This window comes from Aquimarina litoralis (assembly GCF_039523995.1).
Lineage (GTDB): Bacteria > Bacteroidota > Bacteroidia > Flavobacteriales > Flavobacteriaceae > Aquimarina > Aquimarina litoralis.
This window is the reverse complement of record NZ_BAAAGE010000002.1, coordinates 325,636-346,555: the sequence shown is the minus strand read 5'-3', so window position 1 is coordinate 346,555 and position 20,920 is coordinate 325,636. Positions and strand designations below refer to the sequence as shown.

Sequence of the window (20,920 nt, the reverse complement as noted above, 5' to 3'; positions counted from 1 at the left end):
AATATACTAAATAATTATTTTGATTTAACTATTTGTGCCATAAGTTCTGCTTCTGTTACCAATTTTCCATTAGCGTACGCAAAACCTTGCATATGACAAATACCTCTTCTTATAGGAGTTAGCAATTCTAATTTAAATATTAAGGTATCTCCTGGAAGTACTTGTTGCTTAAATTTAACTTTATCAATTTTCATGAAATAAGTTAAATAATTTTCGGGATCTGGAACGGTACTTAATGCTAAAATCCCTCCGGTCTGAGCCATTGCCTCAACTTGCATAACACCTGGCATTACTGGCGCACCAGGAAAATGTCCTACAAAAAAAGGTTCATTCATAGTAACATTTTTCATTCCCACTACATGTCTATCAGACATCTCCAAAATCCTGTCAATCAATAAAAATGGAGGTCTATGAGGAAGCATAGACATAATTTTATTAATATCCATTAAAGGTTCCTTATTGAGATCAAATTGCGGAACTTTATTTCTTTTTTCGATCTTAATGATCTTTGCTAATTTCTTAGCAAATTGTGTATTCACATAATGCCCTGGTTTATTCGCTATAATTTTTCCCTTGATGCGAGTACCTATAAGCGCTAAATCTCCTATGACGTCCAATAACTTATGCCTAGCGGCTTCATTTGGATAGTGCAATGTAAGATTATCTAAAATACCGTTAGGCTTTATAGCTATTGATTCTTTACCAAAAGCAACTTTAAGCTTTTCCATAGTGTTTGGACTCAACTCTTTATCCACATACACAATGGCATTGTTTAAGTCTCCTCCTTTAATTAAGCCATGTTCTAACAACATTTCTAATTCATGTAAGAAACTAAAGGTTCTGGCATCTGCAATTTCTTCCTTAAAATCAGAAATATGTTTTAAAGATGCATTTTGAGTTCCTAAAACCTTTGTTCCAAAATCCACCATAGTAGTCACTTGGTATTCATCCGAAGGCATTACGATAATTTCGCTACCAGACTCTTCATCCGTATAAGAGATAACATCTTTTACAACATATTCATCTCTTTCTACCTCCTGCTCTACAATACCGGCTTCTTCTAAAGCTTTTATAAAAAACTTACTAGACCCATCCATTATTGGTGGTTCCGAAGCATTTAATTCTATTAAAAGGTTGTCTATTTCTAACCCAACGCAAGCAGCAAGCACGTGCTCTGAAGTTTGAATACTTACACCGTTTTTCTCAAGATTTGTTCCTCTCTGAGTATTAACAACATAATTTGCATCTGCTTCAATGATTGGACTACCTTCTAAATCAACCCGACAAAAAGCATATCCGTGGTTTTCAGGAGCCGGTTTAAAGGTTAGTGTTACTTCTTTTCCCGTGTGAAGCCCTACTCCTTTTAGCTCCACTTCTTTTTGAATAGTTCTTTGTTTATTTACAACGGAATCACTCATTGTCATCTATCTTTTTCTCAAGTTTGTATATTCTATCAACAATTTTGGGCAAATTTTTAAAGTGTACATAAGATTTATTATAGTCTGAGTACCCTAAGGCTGGAGATCCCTGTATCGCTTCTCCATCTTTTATATTTCTTCCTATTCCGGATTGTGCCTGGATTCTTACCTTATTTCCTATAACAAGGTGTCCAGCAATACCAACTTGTCCACCAATTAAACAGTGTTTACCAATTTTGGTAGATCCAGCTATACCAGTTTGAGCAGCAATTGCTGTATGCTCTCCTATTTCTACGTTATGAGCAATCTGGATTTGATTATCGAGTTTTACTCCTTTCCTAATTATAGTTGATCCTAAGGTTGCACGATCTATAGTCGTTCCTGCTCCTACATCTACATTGGATTCTATAATTACGTTACCAGTTTGCGGTACCTTACTATATTCTCCTTTCTCATTTGGTGTAAATCCAAAACCATCAGCTCCTACAATAGCACCGCTATGAATAACACATTCATCACCAATAACAGATTCGGAGTATATTTTTGCTCCAGCAAAAACAATAACGTTATTACCAATAGTAACATTATCTCCTATATATACATTAGGATAAATTTTGGCATTTTCTCCAATGGTTACATTATCTCCTACATAAGAAAATGCGCCTAAATACATATTTTCTCCGTACTTCGCGCTTTCAGAAATAAAACTAGGTTGTTCTATTCCTGTCTTATTCATTTTTACCATATTATAATAATCTAGTAACTGCGAAAACGCTTTATAAGCATCATCTACTCGTATTAAAGTAGTTTTTATATCTGATTCTGCTTCGAACGTTTTATCCACGATAGTAATGGATGCATCGGTAGAATATATATACGGAGTATATTTGGGATTAGATAAGAATGTTAGCGAACCTTTAGTTCCTTCTTCTATCTTTGCTAGCTTCGATACTTCTACGGTTTCATCTCCTTCGATTTCACCATTTAGAATACCTGCAATTTGTGTGGCTGTAAAAATCATTAGCAACAAAAATATAAAAAATGTCTTAATCTATGTACTTTGGATAACAGATAAAATATTTAGTTACCGGTTTTGCCAAAGCCTTTAAATTAAATTGATCCGTAGCACTCACAATATCAACTATTTTGCTCGATTTATATAGGATATTAATATTCTGTTTATTTTGATGATACGCCTGATTTGCAATCATTCCGGTAAACACAAAATAACGGGCTTCTTCTTCAGAAATATTAGATTTAACTTTAAAATCCTGTATGCGCTTCTCTATTTTTTCTTCGTTAAATTTCTTCTTCTTAATCTTGATTTTTAGCAAATCTCTTTCAATAATCATTTTACATAAATTACGTAAAACAAAATCCTCAGATGTTGCCCATTCTTTCATAGCAGACACCACATCATAATCGTCTAGTCTGGAAAATGTTTCTAAGACTTCATCTGTAAAATTATCAGAATCAATTTTGTTCTCCAGAAAGAACAGCAATGGTTTGCTAGCATGCAGTTTTTCGCCACGCTCTACTAGCTCCTTTGCTCTTTTTAAAACTCTAATTAATAAGCTTTCTGCTACCAAACTAGTTTTATGCAGATATACTTGCCAATACATTAATCTACGTGCTAATAAAAACTTCTCTACAGAATATATTCCTTTTTCTTCTACTACCAATTCATCTTTTACCACATTGAGCATGGTAATCAAACGTTCACTATTAATATTTCCTTCTGCAACACCTGTATAAAAACTATCTCTCTTTAGATAATCCAGACGATCCATATCTAATTGTCCAGAAATTAGCTGATGAAGAAAATTGCGATGATATTCTCCTTTAAAAATTTGAATAGCGAGCGTTAAACTCCCGTTAAATTCAGCATTAATTTTTTCCATAAACATTAGAGAAATGGATTCATGGTTTACTTCATTCACTATACTATGTTCCATGGCATGAGAAAAAGGACCATGACCAATATCATGAAGTAAAATAGCTATGTACAATGCATCTTCCTCTTCAGAGGATATCTGAACTCCCTTAAAACGAAGTACTCGCACTGCATTTTGCATTAAATGCATACATCCTAATGCATGATGAAATCGTGTATGATGAGCACCTGGATATACCAAATAGGATAATCCCATTTGCGAAATTCTTCGTAATCGCTGAAAGTAACGATGCTCAATAAGATCAAAAATTAGTTCATTAGGTATGGTAATAAAACCGTAAATTGGATCGTTTAATATTTTAAGCTTATTTCTTTTTTTCAAGTTTACTATACTTTTGTTAACAAATATATATTTCTACTGTTAGAATTACGAATTATCAATTAACATATTATATTTAAAACGTGAAATTGTAATTCTTGAAAAAAGAAAGAGTCACTAATATATACGAAACATATCTAAATAATAGTAGTTAATTACGGTTAACTATTATTCATAAACATATAAAATTAACATCGCATGAGCAACATAAAGATACTTTGGGTAGATGATGAAATTGATCTATTAAAACCACACATATTATTCTTGGAAAAGAAAAACTATGAGGTTACCAAATGTCAAAGTGGTACAGAAGCCATAGAAACATTAGAAAACCAAAACTTTGACATTGTATTTTTGGACGAAAACATGCCTGGACTTTCTGGAATAGACACTTTAGCAGAGATTAAAGAAAAAAATGATAGTCTTCCTGTAGTAATGATTACTAAAAGTGAAGAGGAATATATCATGGAAGAAGCTATCGGAAGTAAAATTGCTGACTATCTTATTAAGCCTGTAAATCCTAATCAGATTTTATTGAGTTTAAAAAAGAACTTAGATCACTCTAGGTTAGTATCCGAAAAGACTACCTCTAACTATCAACAAGAATTTAGAAAGATTGCTATGGATATGGCGATGGTAAACTCTTATTCTGAATGGGTAGAATTGTATCAAAAATTGTTGTACTGGGAGATCCAATTAGAGGATATAGAAGATACTGGAATGTTTGAGATTTTGGAATCTCAAAAAGTAGAAGCTAATTCCCAGTTCTGTAAATTTATAGACAAAAACTACCCTGATTGGTTTAATGGTAATGAAGAAGCGCCAATCATGTCGCATACTTTATTTAAAGAAAAAGTAGTTCCTGAACTTAGCAAAGAGCAACCTACGTTATTTATTGTAATAGACAATTTAAGGTATGATCAATGGAAAGCTTTTGAACCTATTGTAAATAATTATTACAAGAAAGAAGAAGAATTATCGTATTGCAGTATTTTACCAACTGCCACACAATACGCAAGAAATGCTATCTTTTCTGGGTTAATGCCAGCTGATATGAAAAAGAGACATCCTGATCTATGGTTAGATGATGTAGATGAAGGTGGTAAGAACATGAACGAAAATGAATTCTTAACGGCGCAATTGCAACGATTAGGATTAGATATTAAACACGAATATTATAAAATTACAAACGAAAGATCCGGTAAAACTCTAGCCGCTAATTTTAAAGGACTGAAGGATAATGACCTAACTGTGGTTGTATACAACTTTGTGGATATGTTATCACACAGTAAAACAGAAATGGAAGTTATAAAGGAATTAGCTTCTAATGACAAATCATATAGATCTCTGACCCAAAGTTGGTTTAAAAACTCGCCTTTATTAGAAATGATACAACAAGCTCAGCAAATGGGCTTCAAACTATTGATCACTACTGATCATGGAACTATTAACGTTAAAAACCCTTCTAAAGTAATAGGTGACAAAAACACTAGTTTAAATTTAAGATATAAGACTGGTAAAAGTCTTACTTATGAAGATAAAGAAGTATTGGCCGCTACAAATCCAAAGACTATTCATTTGCCTTCTATTAATATGAGTAGTTCTTTCATATTTGCCAAAGGTGATTATTTCTTTGCGTATCCTAATAATTACAATCATTATGTAAGTTATTACAGAAATACCTATCAACACGGAGGTGTATCCTTAGAAGAAATGATTATTCCTTTTGCGGTATTAAAACCAAGGTAAACTAAATATTTTACAACAAAACTTATACAGAGTATGCGATATGAAATTACCATATTGCATACTCTTATTTTATGTAGTATGTTGCACTAACAAAAAATAGTACTGTGAAGATTATCTACACCTTAGAAGAGCTCTCAAAAACAGCTGAAGAAATTATTGAAAATGCCACTCACAAAACATTATTGTTTGATGCAGAAATGGGAGTTGGTAAAACAACATTAATTAAAGAAATATGCAAACAATTAGGTGTTGTTGACACCATCTCCAGCCCTACCTATTCTTTAGTGAACGAATATCAAGGTAAAGAAGACACCATTTATCATTTCGATTTTTACAGAATCAAACAAGAAGAGGAAGCCTACGATATCGGTTTTGAAGAATATCTCGATTCTAATGCTTGGTTATTTATAGAATGGCCTGAAAAAATTGCTAATTTATTACCAAATGATAGTGTTAAAGTTAAAATTGAGCTTCAAGACGATGGTAAAAGAGTACTATTATTGGGGTAAAAAATGTTAAAAAAACCGTTTTAATAAAATTTAACAGACTAACGCTTTTTCTTACACTAATAAAAAACTATTTTTATTGTTGTTTTTTACAAGTATTTAATCGACAAAAATATGTTTTTTGACAGTTTCTACGTAAGAAGTATACTTTTTTTCAGTACTAAAAATGCTTGCTTACGGCTTGCAAAATTACAATTTTTTTGATTCGATTCTCAGTGAGATTTTCTTATATGTTTGGGACCATAACTAATTAAATCCCTATTATAATGAAAATCACAACAACACTTTTTTTCAGTTTTTTCTTTAGCTTATCAATCTACATGATCTCCGATGTAGAAAACCAAACCCAACTAATATCCGATACCTCAATCACACAAAATGACAGAATCAAAAAAGGAAATTCAACCCCAACTTTTATCGAAAAGAAAAAAATCAAAGTACCTGGCTCTAACTAATATTGTTGTTATTTTAATAGCGACAATACCATTTTTATTTTACATTAATGATATTTTCCCAGATGGTGCCATCTGGGAAAATTCTTTTTTCACCTATCAAAGTAAATATTACGAAAGTGTAAATGTATTTGTATGGGTTTTACTAGGTAAATTAATCCCTTTATCACTATTTATCGTTTGGTTTTTTACCTGTAAGCACTGGTGGTATCTAGTAATATTAATTCCTATTGCTTTGTATTCATTTCAATTAACTTTCATCATTTTGGAAGATTCGGAATATATTGACAGTGAACATTTTTACTATTTAACACCGGTAGTAATAATAGTTTTAAGCATTGTATATAGCATTAGAACTAAGGTTTTTGATAAAATTCATAACATCGATTTATCAGAATTGGATGCCCTAAAAAAGTCTAATAAAAAATCATGGTGGAATAGATTGCGCTAAAACTAGTATTCAATTATTTGCGAGTCCGTTAATTAATCATAGTAGAGATCACTTATTATATATCTTACGAATGTTTTTATTACAAATACGGTAATACTAAATTTGGATGCTATTCATTTTTATTCGTAATTTGAGATACAGAATGACACACAAATGAGTAAACCAACCTCTCCTTTTACCAAGGAACAACTGTTGCCGCAGGAAGAAATGATTGAAGTGGCAAAGAAAAAAGGAAAACTATTCATAGGTATCCCAAAAGAAACCAGCTATCAGGAAAAGCGTGTATGTCTTACGCCTGATGCTGTAGCTGCATTAACAGCTCATGGTCATAGAGTACTATTAGAATCTAACGCAGGTATTGGTGCAAGTTTTACTGATAGAGAATATAGTGAAGCTGGTGCCGAAATCACAAAAGATACTACTAAGGTTTTCGGTTGTCCGATAATCCTAAAAGTAGAACCACCTTCGTTAGAAGAGCTAGAACATATAAATCCACAAACGGTTTTAATCTCTGCATTACAGCTAAAAACGCAATCCAAAGTCTATTTTCAGGAACTGGCAAAAAAGAGAATTACTGCTCTTGGCTTTGAGTTTATCCGTGATGCTGATGGTGCATATCCAGCAGTAAGAGCTCTAAGTGAAATAGCAGGAACCGCAGCCGTACTCATTGCTTCAGAATTAATGAGCAGTGCTACCCAAGGTTCGGGACTTATGATGGGTAATATTAGTGGTGTTCCACCAGTCGAAGTTGTGATTGTTGGTGCTGGTACAGTTGGTGAATTCGCAGCACGATCCGCTATTGGACTTGGTGCTAATGTAAAGATATTTGATAATTCTATTACCAAATTACGTTGCATACAAACCAATATGGGAAGACCTTTGTATACCTCAACCATACAACCCAAAAACCTATTAAAAGCATTACGTCGATGTGATGTTGTGATTGGAGCAGTGCGCGGTAAAAACAGATCTCCAATTATTGTTTCTGAAACGATGGTAGAGCGCATGAAAAAAGGAGCTGTGGTTATCGATGTAAGTATAGATATGGGTGGTTGTTTCGAAACTAGCGAAGTTACTTCTCATGACCATCCTACTTTCGAAAAACATGGTGTGGTGCATTATTGCGTACCTAACATTCCATCTCGTTATGCTAAGACTTCTTCCCTATCCATTAGTAATATTTTCACACCGTACTTACTTCAAATTGGAGACGAAGGCGGTATTGAAAATGCAGTACGTTTTGATAGAGGATTAAAAAGTGGATTATATTTTTATCATGGAATTTTAACCAGTAAATCCATAGCAGATTGGTTCGATCTTTCTTACAGAGATATTAATTTATTGATTTTCTAAGAACATAAAATATTTGATCAGTTTATACCATATGAATTTGCAGATTCTTTGGGATACAAAGCCTATTTAAATCGGTAAACTTTCTGTACTTTTGGGCTTTGATTTTTATAGTATATGAAACTAGCACATCGACTTGGATTTTATTTTTTCGGATTTATTATAGGATTGTTTTTGTTGTTCTTTTTTCTAGGTGGTAAAAATGCATCTTGTGATTATTCTCCCAATGCCAGAGTTCTTAAAAATATTAGAATTAAAGAACGTCTATTTTCTGAAGAGGTATTGACTGCTATGCGCAATAATAGTATTGATACTGCTGATATTTCGTCGATTTTAGTTTCAGGGAATGTAGATTTCGGCAAGAGCAATACCCAACTAGATTCTTGTAAAACTTATTTTATAGAAGGTATCGCAAAAGAAAAATTAGTTAGTCTATTGATTGCTAATTGTGATTCTATTGCCAAGATAAATTCTTTCGAAATCAATAAATAGTTATAAATCCCTACTCATTACCCAAAATTCAAAATTCTCTTTACCAATACTAAAAGGATGTTCTCCAACAATCCTATAACCATCTCTTTGATAAAAAGCCAACGCCTTTGTATTTTCTTTTAGAACAGACAACCATATATGATCACAACTTTCTTTAGCTTTTTCCAGAATTAATTGTTGTAATTGTCCTCCAATGCCTTTTGATAGATAATCTTGCATCAAATAGAGCTTTTGTAACTTACATACTTTATTAGACGCTATAAATTCTGATGGAGTATCCAATTGAATTTTTGCATATCCAACAGGCTTATCGTCATACAATACAATCCAGAATATATTATGAGGTTTGCCAATACTAGTTTTTAGATTTTCTAAGGAAAATGTTCTTTCTAAATAGTCTGAAAGATCCTGTTTATCCTTAAAAAGATAACCAAATGATTGATCAAACGTCTTTTTTCCTAAAAAAGAAATGTCCTCTACATCTTCTATGGTAGCTATTCTTATTGTTATATTCATTATTATCGTTTTCTAGCCTGAATATCTTTAAACCGAATCAATAATTTCTCAAATAAACTCATATCCACCGGTTTATAAATAACCTTGGAACTCACTGGGTATTTTTCCAATAAATGCGACGGTCTTGTAGGTCTTTTGGTAAAACCTCCTCCACAATTAGGACATACATTAAGGAAGATAGTATCTACGCAATCCTTACAGAACGTGCATTCGAAAGTACAGATCATAGCTTGGCTACTATCATTAGGCAATGATTTATTACAATTCTCGCAAGAAGGTCTTATTTCTAACATAATATAAAAATTAGGATAACTTATTTTTAGCAACATACTTAGATACCGATTCAGGAATTGATATTCCTTCTTTCAGATCTTTTTCTGATATTGGAGCTAAGGCAACTTGCTTGATCGGAATCACACCAGACCAGATTGGTAATTCATGATCTTCCTTCTCATCTACTACACCTTCTGCCCTTACCTTGGCAGATGCCATATCTATTTTGATAGCCATCACTAAAGTAGCATTAATTTCTTTAGTATTGGGTTGTCGAATATTATTCCAGTGTCCAGGAACCATATGATCAAGAATACACTGTAGAGCTTTCATTTTTTCCTCGGAATCTTCTACTTTTCTTACATTTCCAAAAATAGTAGCAGATCTGTAATTCGCAGAGTGATGAAATGCCGATCTTGCCATTACCAAACCATCTAAATGTGTTACTGAAATACTTGCCTTACCTACTTCCAATAAATTAGTCATCATCCTATTTTTTAATGATCCATGAATGTAAATGGTATCTCCATCTCTTCCATAAGCGGTAGGTATTACAATAGCACCATCACTCCAAACGTAGCCTATATGACATAAGAAAGTGTCATCTAAAATCTGATGAATCTCTTCTATATTATACGTTGCTCTTTTTGATCCTCTGACTACTTTATTAAGTTTTGTTATTTGATATTCTGACATTTCTTGTTCATTTTTTGATTTGATTCAAAATTATTAGTTTTATGGACTCATATACTAATCCAGTTATCATATAATGGGTAGTCCAGTTGTATTTCCTTTTAAAAGCAATATTAAATTAGATAGAAATTCTAATCGTCATTTATACCTACAACTGTGTGACCAGATGATTGGATTCATAAAATCTGGAAAATTAGCACCGTCGACAAAGCTTCCTGGGTCTCGTAAATTATCTGAAGATTTACAAATCCACAGAAAAACGGTTGTTGCTGCTTATGATGAATTGATGTCTCAAGATTGGATAGAAAGTATCCCAGCTAAGGGAACCTTCGTAAGTAAGAACCTTCCGATTATCAAAGCTAAAGAATTTCAACATCTTCCTGATTCTAATACTCATAGCACCGTAGGTTTTGATTTTAAGAAAAGAGACCATCTATTCATAAAAGGAATTGAAGCTCTTCATGCTCCTCTAAAAGTAGATGAAGGAGTACCTGACCATCGGTTAGCTCCAATAGAAGACATTGCAAAAAATTATAGGAACATTGCTAACAAAATCCATCATAAAGAACTTTTGGGATATGGTGACACATATGGAAATCTAAATTTAAGAAAAGCCTTAGTTTCCTATCTGAATCAAAGCAGAGGTCTTAAAACAACTGTAGACAACATCTTAATCACTAGAGGTAGTCAAATGGGAATTTACCTTGCCAGTCAATTATTACTTAATAATCAAAATACAATAATCACTGGAAACACAAATTACATGACTGCCGACAATACATTTATGGAAGCCAATGGTATTATAAAACGTGTTTCTGTAGATGATAACGGCATCAATACTAGTGAGATCGCAAGTATATGCCAACAACAAAAGGTTAGTGCTGTATACGTAACATCCCATCATCACCATCCCACTACAGTAACGTTATCAGCAGAAAGACGCATGCATCTTTTGGATCTGGCTCAACAATATCATTTTGCTATTATAGAGGATGATTACGACTATGATTTTCATTACAGTAATGCTCCTATCTTACCGTTAGCTAGTAATGACACGCAAGGAAATGTAATTTATATTGGTGGTTTTACAAAAATTATAGCTCCAGCACTTCGAATTGGTTATTTTATTGCTCCAAAAGAAGTAGTTGATGAAGCTGCAAGACTGAGGAGAATATTAGATAGACAAGGTGATACTTTACTAGAACAAACACTTTCCAGAATGATTATGAACGGCGATGTACAAAGACATAGTAATAAAGTAAGAAAGATCTATAAAGAACGACGCGACCTATTTTGTAATTTAATTAGCGAAAAGCTAGATAACTATTTTGATTTTAAAGTTCCTAATGGTGGTATGGCTGTTTGGGTTCGACTTAAACAACCATATAATTGGGATATTGTTATGGCCGAAGCTCTAAAACTCAACGTTGCTTTTAATCCAGAATGGAGACGTTATGACAATGATAATTCTGGACATAATGGTATTAGAATTGGCTTTGCAGCATTGGATAAAGATGAAATAAGAACGGTTATTAACACTTTAGAAAAGGTGATGGAACGTATATAAAGAATTCGCCTCTAAAAGAACTACTTCAAACTTTCGGTAAGAAAATCCATAGCTATTTTCACACTTTCTTCGGGCTTTTCTTCCATTGGTAAATGACCAGTTTTCTTCATGATTACTAACTTAGAGTTTGGGATATCTTCATTAAACTTATAGGCAGAGTTCACAGAAATCCAACGATCATTTTCACCCCAAAGAATAAGTGTAGAGTTATTTATCTCTTTTAGTTTATGTGATGTATCTTTTCCTCTTGTCATTATAAGTCTATCCATAAAAGCTTGGCGATTACCTTCTCTTAATGCAAAATCGTGATATTGCTCTACCAAAGTATCCGTTACTTTACGATCATCATAGTATACTTGTTCTAAGTTATTACGAATTATAGATTTTGGTGTAAAATAGAGAAATAACTTATTGATTACAGGAATACGCGCTAATCTGAAAACAGAAAAACTACTACCTTTCTTTTTTGTATTCTCTGTGGTTTGTTTCTTTGGTTTTGGTCTATTACCAGAAGCATCTAACAATAGTAATTTATCTACTCTTTCTGGATAATCCGATGTGAAATTCCAAGCAATACCTCCACCTAACGAATTACCTGCTAGATGAAAACTATCAAGTTTTAAATTGTTTACAAAATCGTATAAGAACTTTGTATAACTATTTATGGAATAATCTCCTCGCGTATGTGGACCTGTTAGCCCAAAAGCTGGTAAATCTATGCTTATCACACGATAATTTGTTTTTAACTCACTTGCCCAACCTTCCCAAGTATGCAGCGATCCTCCACTACCATGTAATAAAATAATCGGAAAACCAGATCCTTGATCTGTATAATGGACATTCATTCCATCGATTTCTACAAACTTAGAATATGAATAGGTATATTTTTCTTTTAACTCTTCTACAGGAATATCAAAATCTGCTAGAAAGAATAATGATAAGAAGATCAAGGCAAGAAAAACAAGCAGCTTCCTATATCTTTTAAATTTTCTCATGGTTTTAAGATTTTATGGACTACTTGAAAAAAAGTTGGTATTTATGCAGTAATCCTTGTAAATTGGTTTTAGAAAAAATTGCTCCTTTCAGTTTATTTATTTCAGGGTTGATTGTGTAATTAAAGGCTGTGCTAAAATCAACTTTTTCAGCGTTGGTTTGTTCAAAAATAGTTTTGGCTAAATCACAATTATTGAAAATTGAACCAGTAATATCAGATTCGGCAAAATCAGTTTCAAGGAGTTTGCAGTTGTTAAAAGTAGTATTTTTGAGTTCAAAAGCATAAAAAGAAGCATAATCTAATACACAACCATCAAAGCTCACCGAAAACATAAAAGGATTACAACTACTAAAGTTTACTCCTAACAGTTTACAATTTTTAAAAACACAATTATCTCTAAACGATGCTTCTTTAAGCATTACATTCGCAAAATTACAATCGGTAAAACTACATTCCATAAAAGTAATTACAGACATATTTGCTTCTGAAAAATTACAATTCACAAACTCGCAATTATCATACTCATTACCAGGTAATTTTTGCTTTGAGAAATCTTGATCTATAAAGTTTTTCTCGATTACTAACATATCATTCATATCAAAAAGTAAAATTTTTAAAAACTAATTCTTTTTGTAAACTATCACTTGATCAAAGTAAAATTAAGCATAAATCTTAACTAAGAAATTTATTATTGACTGATATGACAAAACTTTTACACCAATCCATATGGTTAAGATCTTATTAAGATAAAATTCGAATTAGATTAACTTTTAACAATGTACATTTGTTTAAAATCACGTAACAAGTAATTCCTTCTGTGAATAAAGTCAAAAAACAAAAATATAAATGGATAAAAAGGATAGCTAAAATTTTAATAATTCTGGTAACTTTATTCGTGTTTATCATACTTTTTATTAGAAGTCCATGGGGACAAGAAATTATTGTAAATAAACTGATCTCCTATCTATCAAATGAGACCAAAACCACTATAAAACTTAGTAAATCTTACGTTACTTTTTCTGGTAATATTTTACTAGAAGAGTTTTATATAGAAGATCAAAAACAAGACACGCTTCTTTATTCAAAAAAATTAGAAGCATCAATAGCTTTACTACCTCTTATTAGAGGAACGAGCTATCATCTAAAATCATTAGATTGGGATGGAGTGAAAGCTAATATAACCAGAAAAAAAGATACTAAATCTTATAACTTTGATTTTATATTAGAGTCATTTACGACTCAAACAGATACTACAAAAACATCTTCTGATGTTCCAATAATTATTGGAGGCGTATCTCTTACCGATTTCGAGGTGTTGTTTTTAGACGAAACTGCAGGTATAGATAGCACTATAAAACTAGGCGAACTTTCTTTTGATGTGGAAACCTTTGACCTATTAACCAAGAATTTCGGAATTAGAAGATTTTACTTTAGTGATTCAGATATTCGATTCAAACAAACAAAATTAACTACAACCAGTACTGACACAAAATCGAATAATACAGAGTTACCAAAGTTTAAAATAGACTATTTTTCTATTGATCAGGTAAATATATTTTATCAATCCGTTCCCGACAGTATTACCTTTTCATCAAATATTGGAAAACTGGATATAGAAAATAGTTATATTAATCTTATAGATCAGGAATATAGTATCAATGAATTTAAATTTGATGATTCTAAGATTTTATTGAAGTCACTAAGTAATTCAAAAAAAAATCAACCTCAAAAGGAGTCGCCTTTTCAATGGCCCGATTTAACATTGAATATTAACTTTATTTCGTTAGAAAATAATTCATTTTTGTTTCAAAACAAATCCACTCTTAGAAAAGAAAAACAATTTGATCCCAACTATATTTCTTTACAATCCATTTTATTAAAAGCAGAGAATCTGAATATTGCTAAAGGAAAAGCTGGCGTAAACCTACAAAAAACTGCATTTACAGATCATAGTGGTTTTAAGTTAAAGCATCTTTCTTCTGTAATAACTATAGATGAGACCTCATCAACAAAGTTAGAAAAAGTCTATATGCAGACAAATGAAAGTAATATAAAAGGTAATTTTGACATACAATACAACTCTCTTTTTACATTAGTTAACTCTCCAGAGAAAGCAATATTTGATATAACTTTAGATACACTTAATTTAGGAATTAAAGATGCTTACTACTTTCAATCCAGTTTAGCTCAAAATAATTATATCGATTCATTAGCACAAAAAAAATTACACGGATCTCTAACGTTAAAAGGGAAAATTTCAGATTTTAAAACTAGCATACCTAATTTATATTGGGGTAAGGACACAAGAATACAGTTAGAAGGTAACTTAAAAAATCTTCTAACCGAAAATCAAATACAGTTTGACTCTATTTCGTATAATTTTATTTCCACAAAACAGAACTTAAAAGCATTTATTAATGAATCTGATTATGGAATAAATCTTCCTTCAGAAATCGGTATAGAAGGTAATATATCAGGACATGTAAATGATTTAGACGGAAATACTTTGTTGAAATCTTCAATGGGATCTGTTCTTCTAAGCGGCAATTACAGTAATAAGGATCAGATTTCATTCAATGGAGATGTGTCTGTAGATAAATTTCAATTACAAAAATTATTGAATAACCAACAACTTGGCTCCATAACTTTAAATGCACAAATAAAAGGATCAGGATCCTCCCTAAATACGTTGAATGCATCCTTAGATTCTGAATTTAAAGAAATAACAATTAATGAATATAACTTCTCTGATTTTAAATTACGTGGCGAAATAGTTAACGGTAAAGGGAATGTTAATGCTAAGTTTAAAGATAGAAATTTAAATTTCCTTTTAAATACAAATTTAGTTTTAGATTCTATTTCACCTAAGGTAAATGGTTTTTTGAATATTGCAGGTGCCGATCTGAATGGTTTAGGTATTATCACCAATGATATTATAAAAACACAATGTAAAATATCTTTCGATTACACAGGAAACTCTCAGGATTTTAGGTTACACTCTAAAATCACGGATGCTTTGGTAGTAAAGAACAATGAACCTTATCAAATAGCTGATATAAAATTTGATGCTTTAAGTAATTCTAATACATCTGAAGTATTGATAGGTAGTGAATTTTTGGATGCAAATATCTTAGCTAATACCGGAGTTGATCAAATAATACATTCAATACAAAATAGACTAAAAACATATATTTCTGAAAATAAAATAAAAGATACTATTCAAAAATCGGCTGAGATCACAATGGATTTGGTTGTACGAGAAAAACCTATCTTAAGTAATGTTTTATTACCAGGTATTAAAGAATTAGATTCTATCACTGCCAATCTTTACTTTAGTGAAGACAAGGAAAAATTAATTGTTAATTTAGATGCACCGTCTATTAATTACAATAATAGTAGTATAGATAGCCTTAGTCTGAATATAGATGCCGATAAGAAGGATGTAAAATTCTCTTTAGGCTGGAACAGTATAGTATCAGATCCTATCCAAATCAATAAAACTGCTTTTGAAGGAGTTTTAAAAGATCAAACTTTACTTTTGGATTTTAGCACCGATAACGAAACTGAAAGGATTGCTTCTGTTAAGTCTGAACTACAACTAAAAAAAGACACACTATATTATCATATCGACCCTAAATCTATTGTTTTTGATAAAAATCCATGGTCTATTTCCTCAAATAACCAAATTACCATAGCTAAAAATTATATAGATTTTAAAGATTTTGAAATAAAACAAAATCAACAACAATTGATTATTAGTTCAGATGACTCTCAAAATGATAAAAAGCATATAGGTATTTCTTTTTACAATTTCAATGCATCTACATTTACTTCCATCCTTAGCGATGATGAAATTCTTGCTAATGGTATTATAGATGGTAAAATTATTTTTGAAAACCCTTTTGAACAAATTGGTCTTATTGCAGACCTAAATGTTCAAGAGTTAAAAGTAAAAGGAATTACTTTAGGAGACCTTACACTAGACGCTACATCTAAAAGCTTTCAAAATTATGATCTGAGTTTATTACTAAATGGAGAAAATGTAAAATTAAACCTCAATGGAGATTATCAGACTAAAGAAAATGAGTCGGAAATAAATTTTGATCTCAACCTAGAAAAATTACAAGTTCAGGTATTGGAAAAGTTTATGGACCAGCAAATCTCAAAGACTAAAGGTATCATTAGTGGTAGTACAAAAATTAAAGGAACTGCTTTAGACCCTATTTATAACGGCACTTTTCATTTTAAAAACACAAGTATGATAGTCAATTCTCTAAATACACGATTTACTTTACCAGAAGAAAATATAAGTATTACAAATACAGATATAACCTTAAACAATTTCACCATTGCAGATGAAAATTTAAATACTTTTTCTTTAGACGGTAAAATAAGTACGAAAGACTTGAATAATCCAGATTTTAACCTTTCACTAAACACGAAAAACTTTCAGATACTAAATGCTACAAGAGAAAACAATGATCTCTTCTTTGGAAATGTAAAAATAACAGCCGATTTAGATATAGAAGGAAATTTAGATATTCCTAAAATCAAAGGTGATTTAGCCATCGATGAAGATTCCAATTTTACTTTAATAGTTCCTGAATCAGAGCTTGAAATTAAAGAACGTGAAGGTATCGTTGTATTTGTAAATCGGAAAAATCCTGATGCTATTATAACTCGAGTAGAAGAAGATCGATATGCTAATACATTATTAAAGGGATATGACATCAACACTAAATTAAAAATTGATAAAGGTTCTGTTTTTAAGATTGTTATTGACGAACGTAGTAAAGATAATTTTCAGATCTCGGGTGAAGGAGAACTTAAATTTGGAATGGAACCAAACGGTAGAACTACGCTAACCGGAAGATATAATATTACTGATGGACACTATGAAGTAAGTCTTTACAATATAGTAAAAAGAAGATTTCAAATAGCTCCAGGAGGTTCTATAACCTGGTTAGGAGACCCATTAGATGCTAAACTTGATGTAACCGCTATTTATAACGTAGAAACTTCTGCAGCTTCTCTGATGGCGGCAAAAACATCTGGAGAATCTTCTGGCATTACAAATCAGTTTCGTCAAAAACTACCATTTCTAGTATATCTAAACGTAGATGGTCAGCTTTTGGAACCAGAAATTTCTTTCCAACTAGACATGCCTGAGAACGAACAAGGTAGTTTAGGAGGAGAAGTATATGGACAGGTACAACAACTTAACAGTCAAGAAGAAGAACTTAATAAACAAGTATTTTCTCTTTTAGTTTTAAATAGATTTTTTCCAGATGCTGGTAGTGATGGAAGTAATGGTGGTGCCGTGTCCATTGCTAGAGATAATGTAAACAAAGTACTATCTGGCCAGCTCAATAGCTTCTCGGATAAACTAATTGGAGATACTGGAGTCGAATTAGATTTTGGTCTAAACAGCTATACTGATTATCAAGGTAATGCTGCACAAAACAGAACACAACTAGAAATTAATGCGCAAAAAAGACTATTCAACGATCGATTAATAGTACAAGTAGGAAGTGATGTTGATATTGAAGGAAGTAGTCAAAACTCAGCAGAAACAACACCTGTAATAGGCAATGTTAGCCTAGAATATCTATTAACGAAAAATGGAAGATATCGGCTTAAAGGATTTAGAAAAAATGAATTTGAAAGTGTTATTGATGGACAATTGATTGTAACGGGTATTGCGTTTATTTTTAACCGAGAGTTTAATGAATTTAAAGAGTTATTTTCCAAATCCATTAAAGAAGAACTAAAAAATCAAAAATCAAAAGAAAATTAGACTTGAAAAAGAGATATTTATTATTCATCAGTATTATGGTTCTTCTGTCTTCTTGCGGTGTGAAACGTTTTATACCTAATAATGAAAAACTTTATACGGGTGCTTCCTTGTCTTTACAATCAGATTCCAAGATCAAAAATCTTAACATAATTGAAAAGGAAATTGAATCTGTTATAAGACCTGAACCCAACTCAAAAATGTTAGGAATTAAACTTGGTTTATATGCGCATTATAAAAACCAAAAAGATAATCCTGGATTCATTAATAAATTTTTGTACAAGAATTTTGGTGAAGAACCTGTATACCTTTCTAATATAGATAGATCACGCATCGAAGAATTAATCAATAATCGCCTAGAGAATAGAGGTTTTTTTAGAAATCGAATAAACTCTGAAATTACAACAGATAGTTCCTACGCATCCATTACATACAATGTAGTAGTAAATCAACCTTATATTTTAAAAAATTACAGATTAGATTCTATTCCCTTTCCAATCTCAAAAGAAATTAAAGACATTTTTTCCAAGAGTCCAATAAAAAAAGGAGATCGTTTTGACCTAGCGCTTTTTGAGTTAGAAAGAGAACGAATTGATAAGACTCTTAAAGCTAGAGGATATTATAACTTTAATTCAGATTTTTTGATTTTTGAAGCGGATACCAATCAATATAAAACCAAACATTACGATTTGTTCCTGAGATTAAAGAAAAATGTTCCCGAAAAATCTCTAATCCCTTACCGCATTAGTAATATTAATGTATATCCAAACTATACAATCCATACAGATAGTAATTCAAAAGATACTATTCAATTTTCAAATATCAATTTTATAGAAAATAGAGATTTTTTCAAACCAAAGTATTTAAAACCCTATATACTCTTCGAAAAAAATCAATTTTATAATCCTTCAGTTTCCAAAAGAACAAGTAACAGGCTATCTTCTATAGGAACATATAAGTTTGTAAATATTGAATATGATGTGCTTACCACAGGAAAACAAGGAAAAGAAGAAGGAAATCTTAGAGCAAATATTTATTTGTCACCACTTAATAAAAGAGCAATAAGAGCAGAGCTACAAGCTTTATCGAAATCTAACAATTTTACTGGTCCAAGCTTACTCGTCACATATGCTAACAGAAATCTCTTTAGAGGAGGAGAAACTTTAAATATAACCGCTTCCCTTGGATTTGAAACTCAATTATCTGGAGGAGAAAATAGTGGTCTAAGCAGTACACAAATAGGTTTGAAATCTGATTTAGTATTTCCCAGATTATTATTCCCTATTAAAATTGTAGATCGTTTTCAATATGCGGTTCCAAAAACTATACTTAGTGCTGGTTTCGAATATCTTAACAGAAGTAAGCTATACAGTTTAAACTCTTTTAATACCACATTTGGTTATAGCTGGAATGCCAATCGTTTTGTTAATCATGAACTAAATCCAATTAGTCTCAATTATGTAAACTTATCTAATACTACCGAAGAGTTTGAACAAATACTTGAAGAAAATCAGTTTTTAAAGACGAGCTTTAATCAACAATTCATTGCTGGACTTACCTATTCTTTTACTTATAATGAGTTAAATGATTCATCGATTAGCAATCCTTTTTTCTTCAACTTCAATTTTGATATTGCGGGTAATACCGTGAGCCTTTTTGATAGCAGTGATGAAGAAAATATCAATACATTTTTAGGATTGGAATACGCTCAGTACGTTAAAGCTGATATTGATTTTAGATATCATTTTAGCATAGGAAACAATCAAAAGTTGGTAACTCGATTATTTGGAGGTTGGGGTTTGGCTTATGGTAATTCTGAAACTCTTCCTTTTTCTAAGCAATATTTTTCTGGAGGTGCGTTTAGCGTTAGAGCGTTTAGAATTCGATCTATCGGACCTGGAACATATACACCTGATGATAATGATACGGGTTCTTTCTTTGATAGATCAGGGGACATTCGCTTAGAAGCAAATCTAGAATATAGATTTCCAATAATCCCTTATTTAAAAGGCGCTGTTTTTGTTGATGCTGGTAATGTTTGGTTAACAAATGAAAATGATTCATTACCAGGAGGAGAATTTTCTTCTAATTTCCTTAGTGAACTAGGAATAGGTACTGGTGTAGGCCTAAGAATTGATATTCAGAATTTTGTAATCCGATTTGATTTAGCAGCTCCATTATTAGACCCTGCTGATGTCGAAAATAAAATTGATTTTAATGTCTCTAACTCTATATTAAATTTTGCTATTGGATATCCTTTTTAATTAATTCCCCAAGGTGGATTTTTACGATTATCTCCCGCAAAATACAAAATGATTTGGTTACCGTCTGGATCTTTTAATCTTACTTCTTTCCATAATCAACCTAGATCTGTGGGTAATAAATCAAAAGT

16 protein-coding genes are annotated in these 20,920 nt (G+C 31.6%); 8 read left to right on the top strand and 8 right to left on the bottom strand.

Annotated features, from left to right (window positions below; all coding sequences use genetic code 11):
* Nucleotides 1-14 precede the first annotated feature (14 nt).
* From ABD077_RS10435 to ABD077_RS10425, 3 genes are read right to left on the bottom strand one after another with little or no spacing between them, the layout of a single operon-like run.
* Nucleotides 15-1,418: a bifunctional UDP-3-O-[3-hydroxymyristoyl] N-acetylglucosamine deacetylase/3-hydroxyacyl-ACP dehydratase gene (locus ABD077_RS10435; protein WP_343912254.1), complete on the bottom strand. Its 1,404-nt coding sequence runs from the start codon at nucleotides 1,416-1,418 to the stop codon at nucleotides 15-17.
* Nucleotides 1,411-2,439: a UDP-3-O-(3-hydroxymyristoyl)glucosamine N-acyltransferase gene (gene lpxD / locus ABD077_RS10430; RefSeq protein ID WP_343912253.1), complete on the bottom strand. Its 1,029-nt coding sequence runs from the start codon at nucleotides 2,437-2,439 to the stop codon at nucleotides 1,411-1,413. The genes ABD077_RS10435 and lpxD overlap by 8 nt, the downstream gene beginning before the upstream one ends.
* Before the next feature lie 25 nt (nucleotides 2,440-2,464).
* A complete protein-coding gene (locus tag ABD077_RS10425; protein WP_343912252.1) occupies nucleotides 2,465-3,694 on the bottom strand; it encodes an HD domain-containing protein in 1,230 nt (409 codons plus the stop codon).
* Nucleotides 3,695-3,889: 195 nt separating this feature from the next.
* On the opposite strand from ABD077_RS10425, the gene porX reads away from it, so the two are divergent.
* The 5 genes from porX to ABD077_RS10400 all read left to right on the top strand — a co-directional run bounded on the left by porX (nucleotide 3,890) and on the right by ABD077_RS10400 (nucleotide 8,691).
* Nucleotides 3,890-5,440 (top strand): T9SS response regulator signal transducer PorX, encoded by a 1,551-nt coding sequence (porX, locus tag ABD077_RS10420; RefSeq protein WP_299601854.1) that lies wholly within the window; start codon nucleotides 3,890-3,892, stop codon nucleotides 5,438-5,440.
* Between the two features lie 104 nt (nucleotides 5,441-5,544).
* A complete protein-coding gene (tsaE, locus tag ABD077_RS10415) occupies nucleotides 5,545-5,949 on the top strand; it encodes a tRNA (adenosine(37)-N6)-threonylcarbamoyltransferase complex ATPase subunit type 1 TsaE (protein WP_343912251.1) in 405 nt (134 codons plus the stop codon).
* Nucleotides 5,950-6,324: 375 nt separating this feature from the next.
* Nucleotides 6,325-6,849 carry a hypothetical protein gene (locus tag ABD077_RS10410; RefSeq protein ID WP_343912250.1) on the top strand — a complete coding sequence of 175 codons (525 nt, stop codon included), beginning with the start codon at nucleotides 6,325-6,327 and terminating at the stop codon, nucleotides 6,847-6,849.
* Nucleotides 6,850-7,002: 153 nt separating this feature from the next.
* The gene (locus ABD077_RS10405) at nucleotides 7,003-8,202 is read left to right on the top strand and encodes an alanine dehydrogenase (RefSeq protein ID WP_299601862.1); all 1,200 of its coding nucleotides are present in this window, start codon (nucleotides 7,003-7,005) and stop codon (nucleotides 8,200-8,202) included.
* Nucleotides 8,203-8,316: 114 nt separating this feature from the next.
* Nucleotides 8,317-8,691, top strand: a complete 375-nt coding sequence (locus ABD077_RS10400) for a hypothetical protein (protein WP_343912249.1) — start codon at nucleotides 8,317-8,319, stop codon at nucleotides 8,689-8,691.
* Here the strand turns inward: ABD077_RS10400 and ABD077_RS10395 are convergent, their stop codons facing one another.
* From ABD077_RS10395 to ABD077_RS10385, 3 genes are read right to left on the bottom strand one after another with little or no spacing between them, the layout of a single operon-like run.
* On the bottom strand, nucleotides 8,692-9,207 hold the full coding sequence (locus ABD077_RS10395) for a GNAT family N-acetyltransferase (protein ID WP_343912248.1): 516 nt from the start codon (nucleotides 9,205-9,207) through the stop codon (nucleotides 8,692-8,694).
* Between the two features lie 2 nt (nucleotides 9,208-9,209).
* Complete coding sequence (locus ABD077_RS10390; protein WP_343912247.1) at nucleotides 9,210-9,500, bottom strand: DUF1272 domain-containing protein; 291 nt, start codon at nucleotides 9,498-9,500, stop codon at nucleotides 9,210-9,212.
* Between the two features lie 10 nt (nucleotides 9,501-9,510).
* Nucleotides 9,511-10,176: a pyridoxamine 5'-phosphate oxidase family protein gene (locus ABD077_RS10385; protein WP_343912246.1), complete on the bottom strand. Its 666-nt coding sequence runs from the start codon at nucleotides 10,174-10,176 to the stop codon at nucleotides 9,511-9,513.
* Nucleotides 10,177-10,249: 73 nt separating this feature from the next.
* On the opposite strand from ABD077_RS10385, the gene pdxR reads away from it, so the two are divergent.
* Nucleotides 10,250-11,740: a MocR-like pyridoxine biosynthesis transcription factor PdxR gene (gene pdxR, locus ABD077_RS10380; protein ID WP_343912245.1), complete on the top strand. Its 1,491-nt coding sequence runs from the start codon at nucleotides 10,250-10,252 to the stop codon at nucleotides 11,738-11,740.
* A 20-nt stretch (nucleotides 11,741-11,760) separates the two neighbouring features.
* On the opposite strand, the gene ABD077_RS10375 is transcribed toward pdxR, so the two are convergent.
* Nucleotides 11,761-12,735: an alpha/beta fold hydrolase gene (locus ABD077_RS10375; RefSeq protein WP_343912244.1), complete on the bottom strand. Its 975-nt coding sequence runs from the start codon at nucleotides 12,733-12,735 to the stop codon at nucleotides 11,761-11,763.
* A 19-nt stretch (nucleotides 12,736-12,754) separates the two neighbouring features.
* Nucleotides 12,755-13,330, bottom strand: coding sequence for a pentapeptide repeat-containing protein (locus ABD077_RS10370; RefSeq protein ID WP_343912243.1), 576 nt, complete (start codon nucleotides 13,328-13,330; stop codon nucleotides 12,755-12,757).
* Nucleotides 13,331-13,551: 221 nt separating this feature from the next.
* Between ABD077_RS10370 and ABD077_RS10365 the strand changes: the two genes are divergently transcribed.
* Nucleotides 13,552-18,531, top strand: a complete 4,980-nt coding sequence (locus tag ABD077_RS10365) for a translocation/assembly module TamB domain-containing protein (protein ID WP_343912242.1) — start codon at nucleotides 13,552-13,554, stop codon at nucleotides 18,529-18,531.
* A 2-nt stretch (nucleotides 18,532-18,533) separates the two neighbouring features.
* Complete coding sequence (gene tamL, locus ABD077_RS10360) at nucleotides 18,534-20,792, top strand: translocation and assembly module lipoprotein TamL (RefSeq protein ID WP_343912241.1); 2,259 nt, start codon at nucleotides 18,534-18,536, stop codon at nucleotides 20,790-20,792.
* Nucleotides 20,793-20,920: the final 128 nt, after the last annotated feature.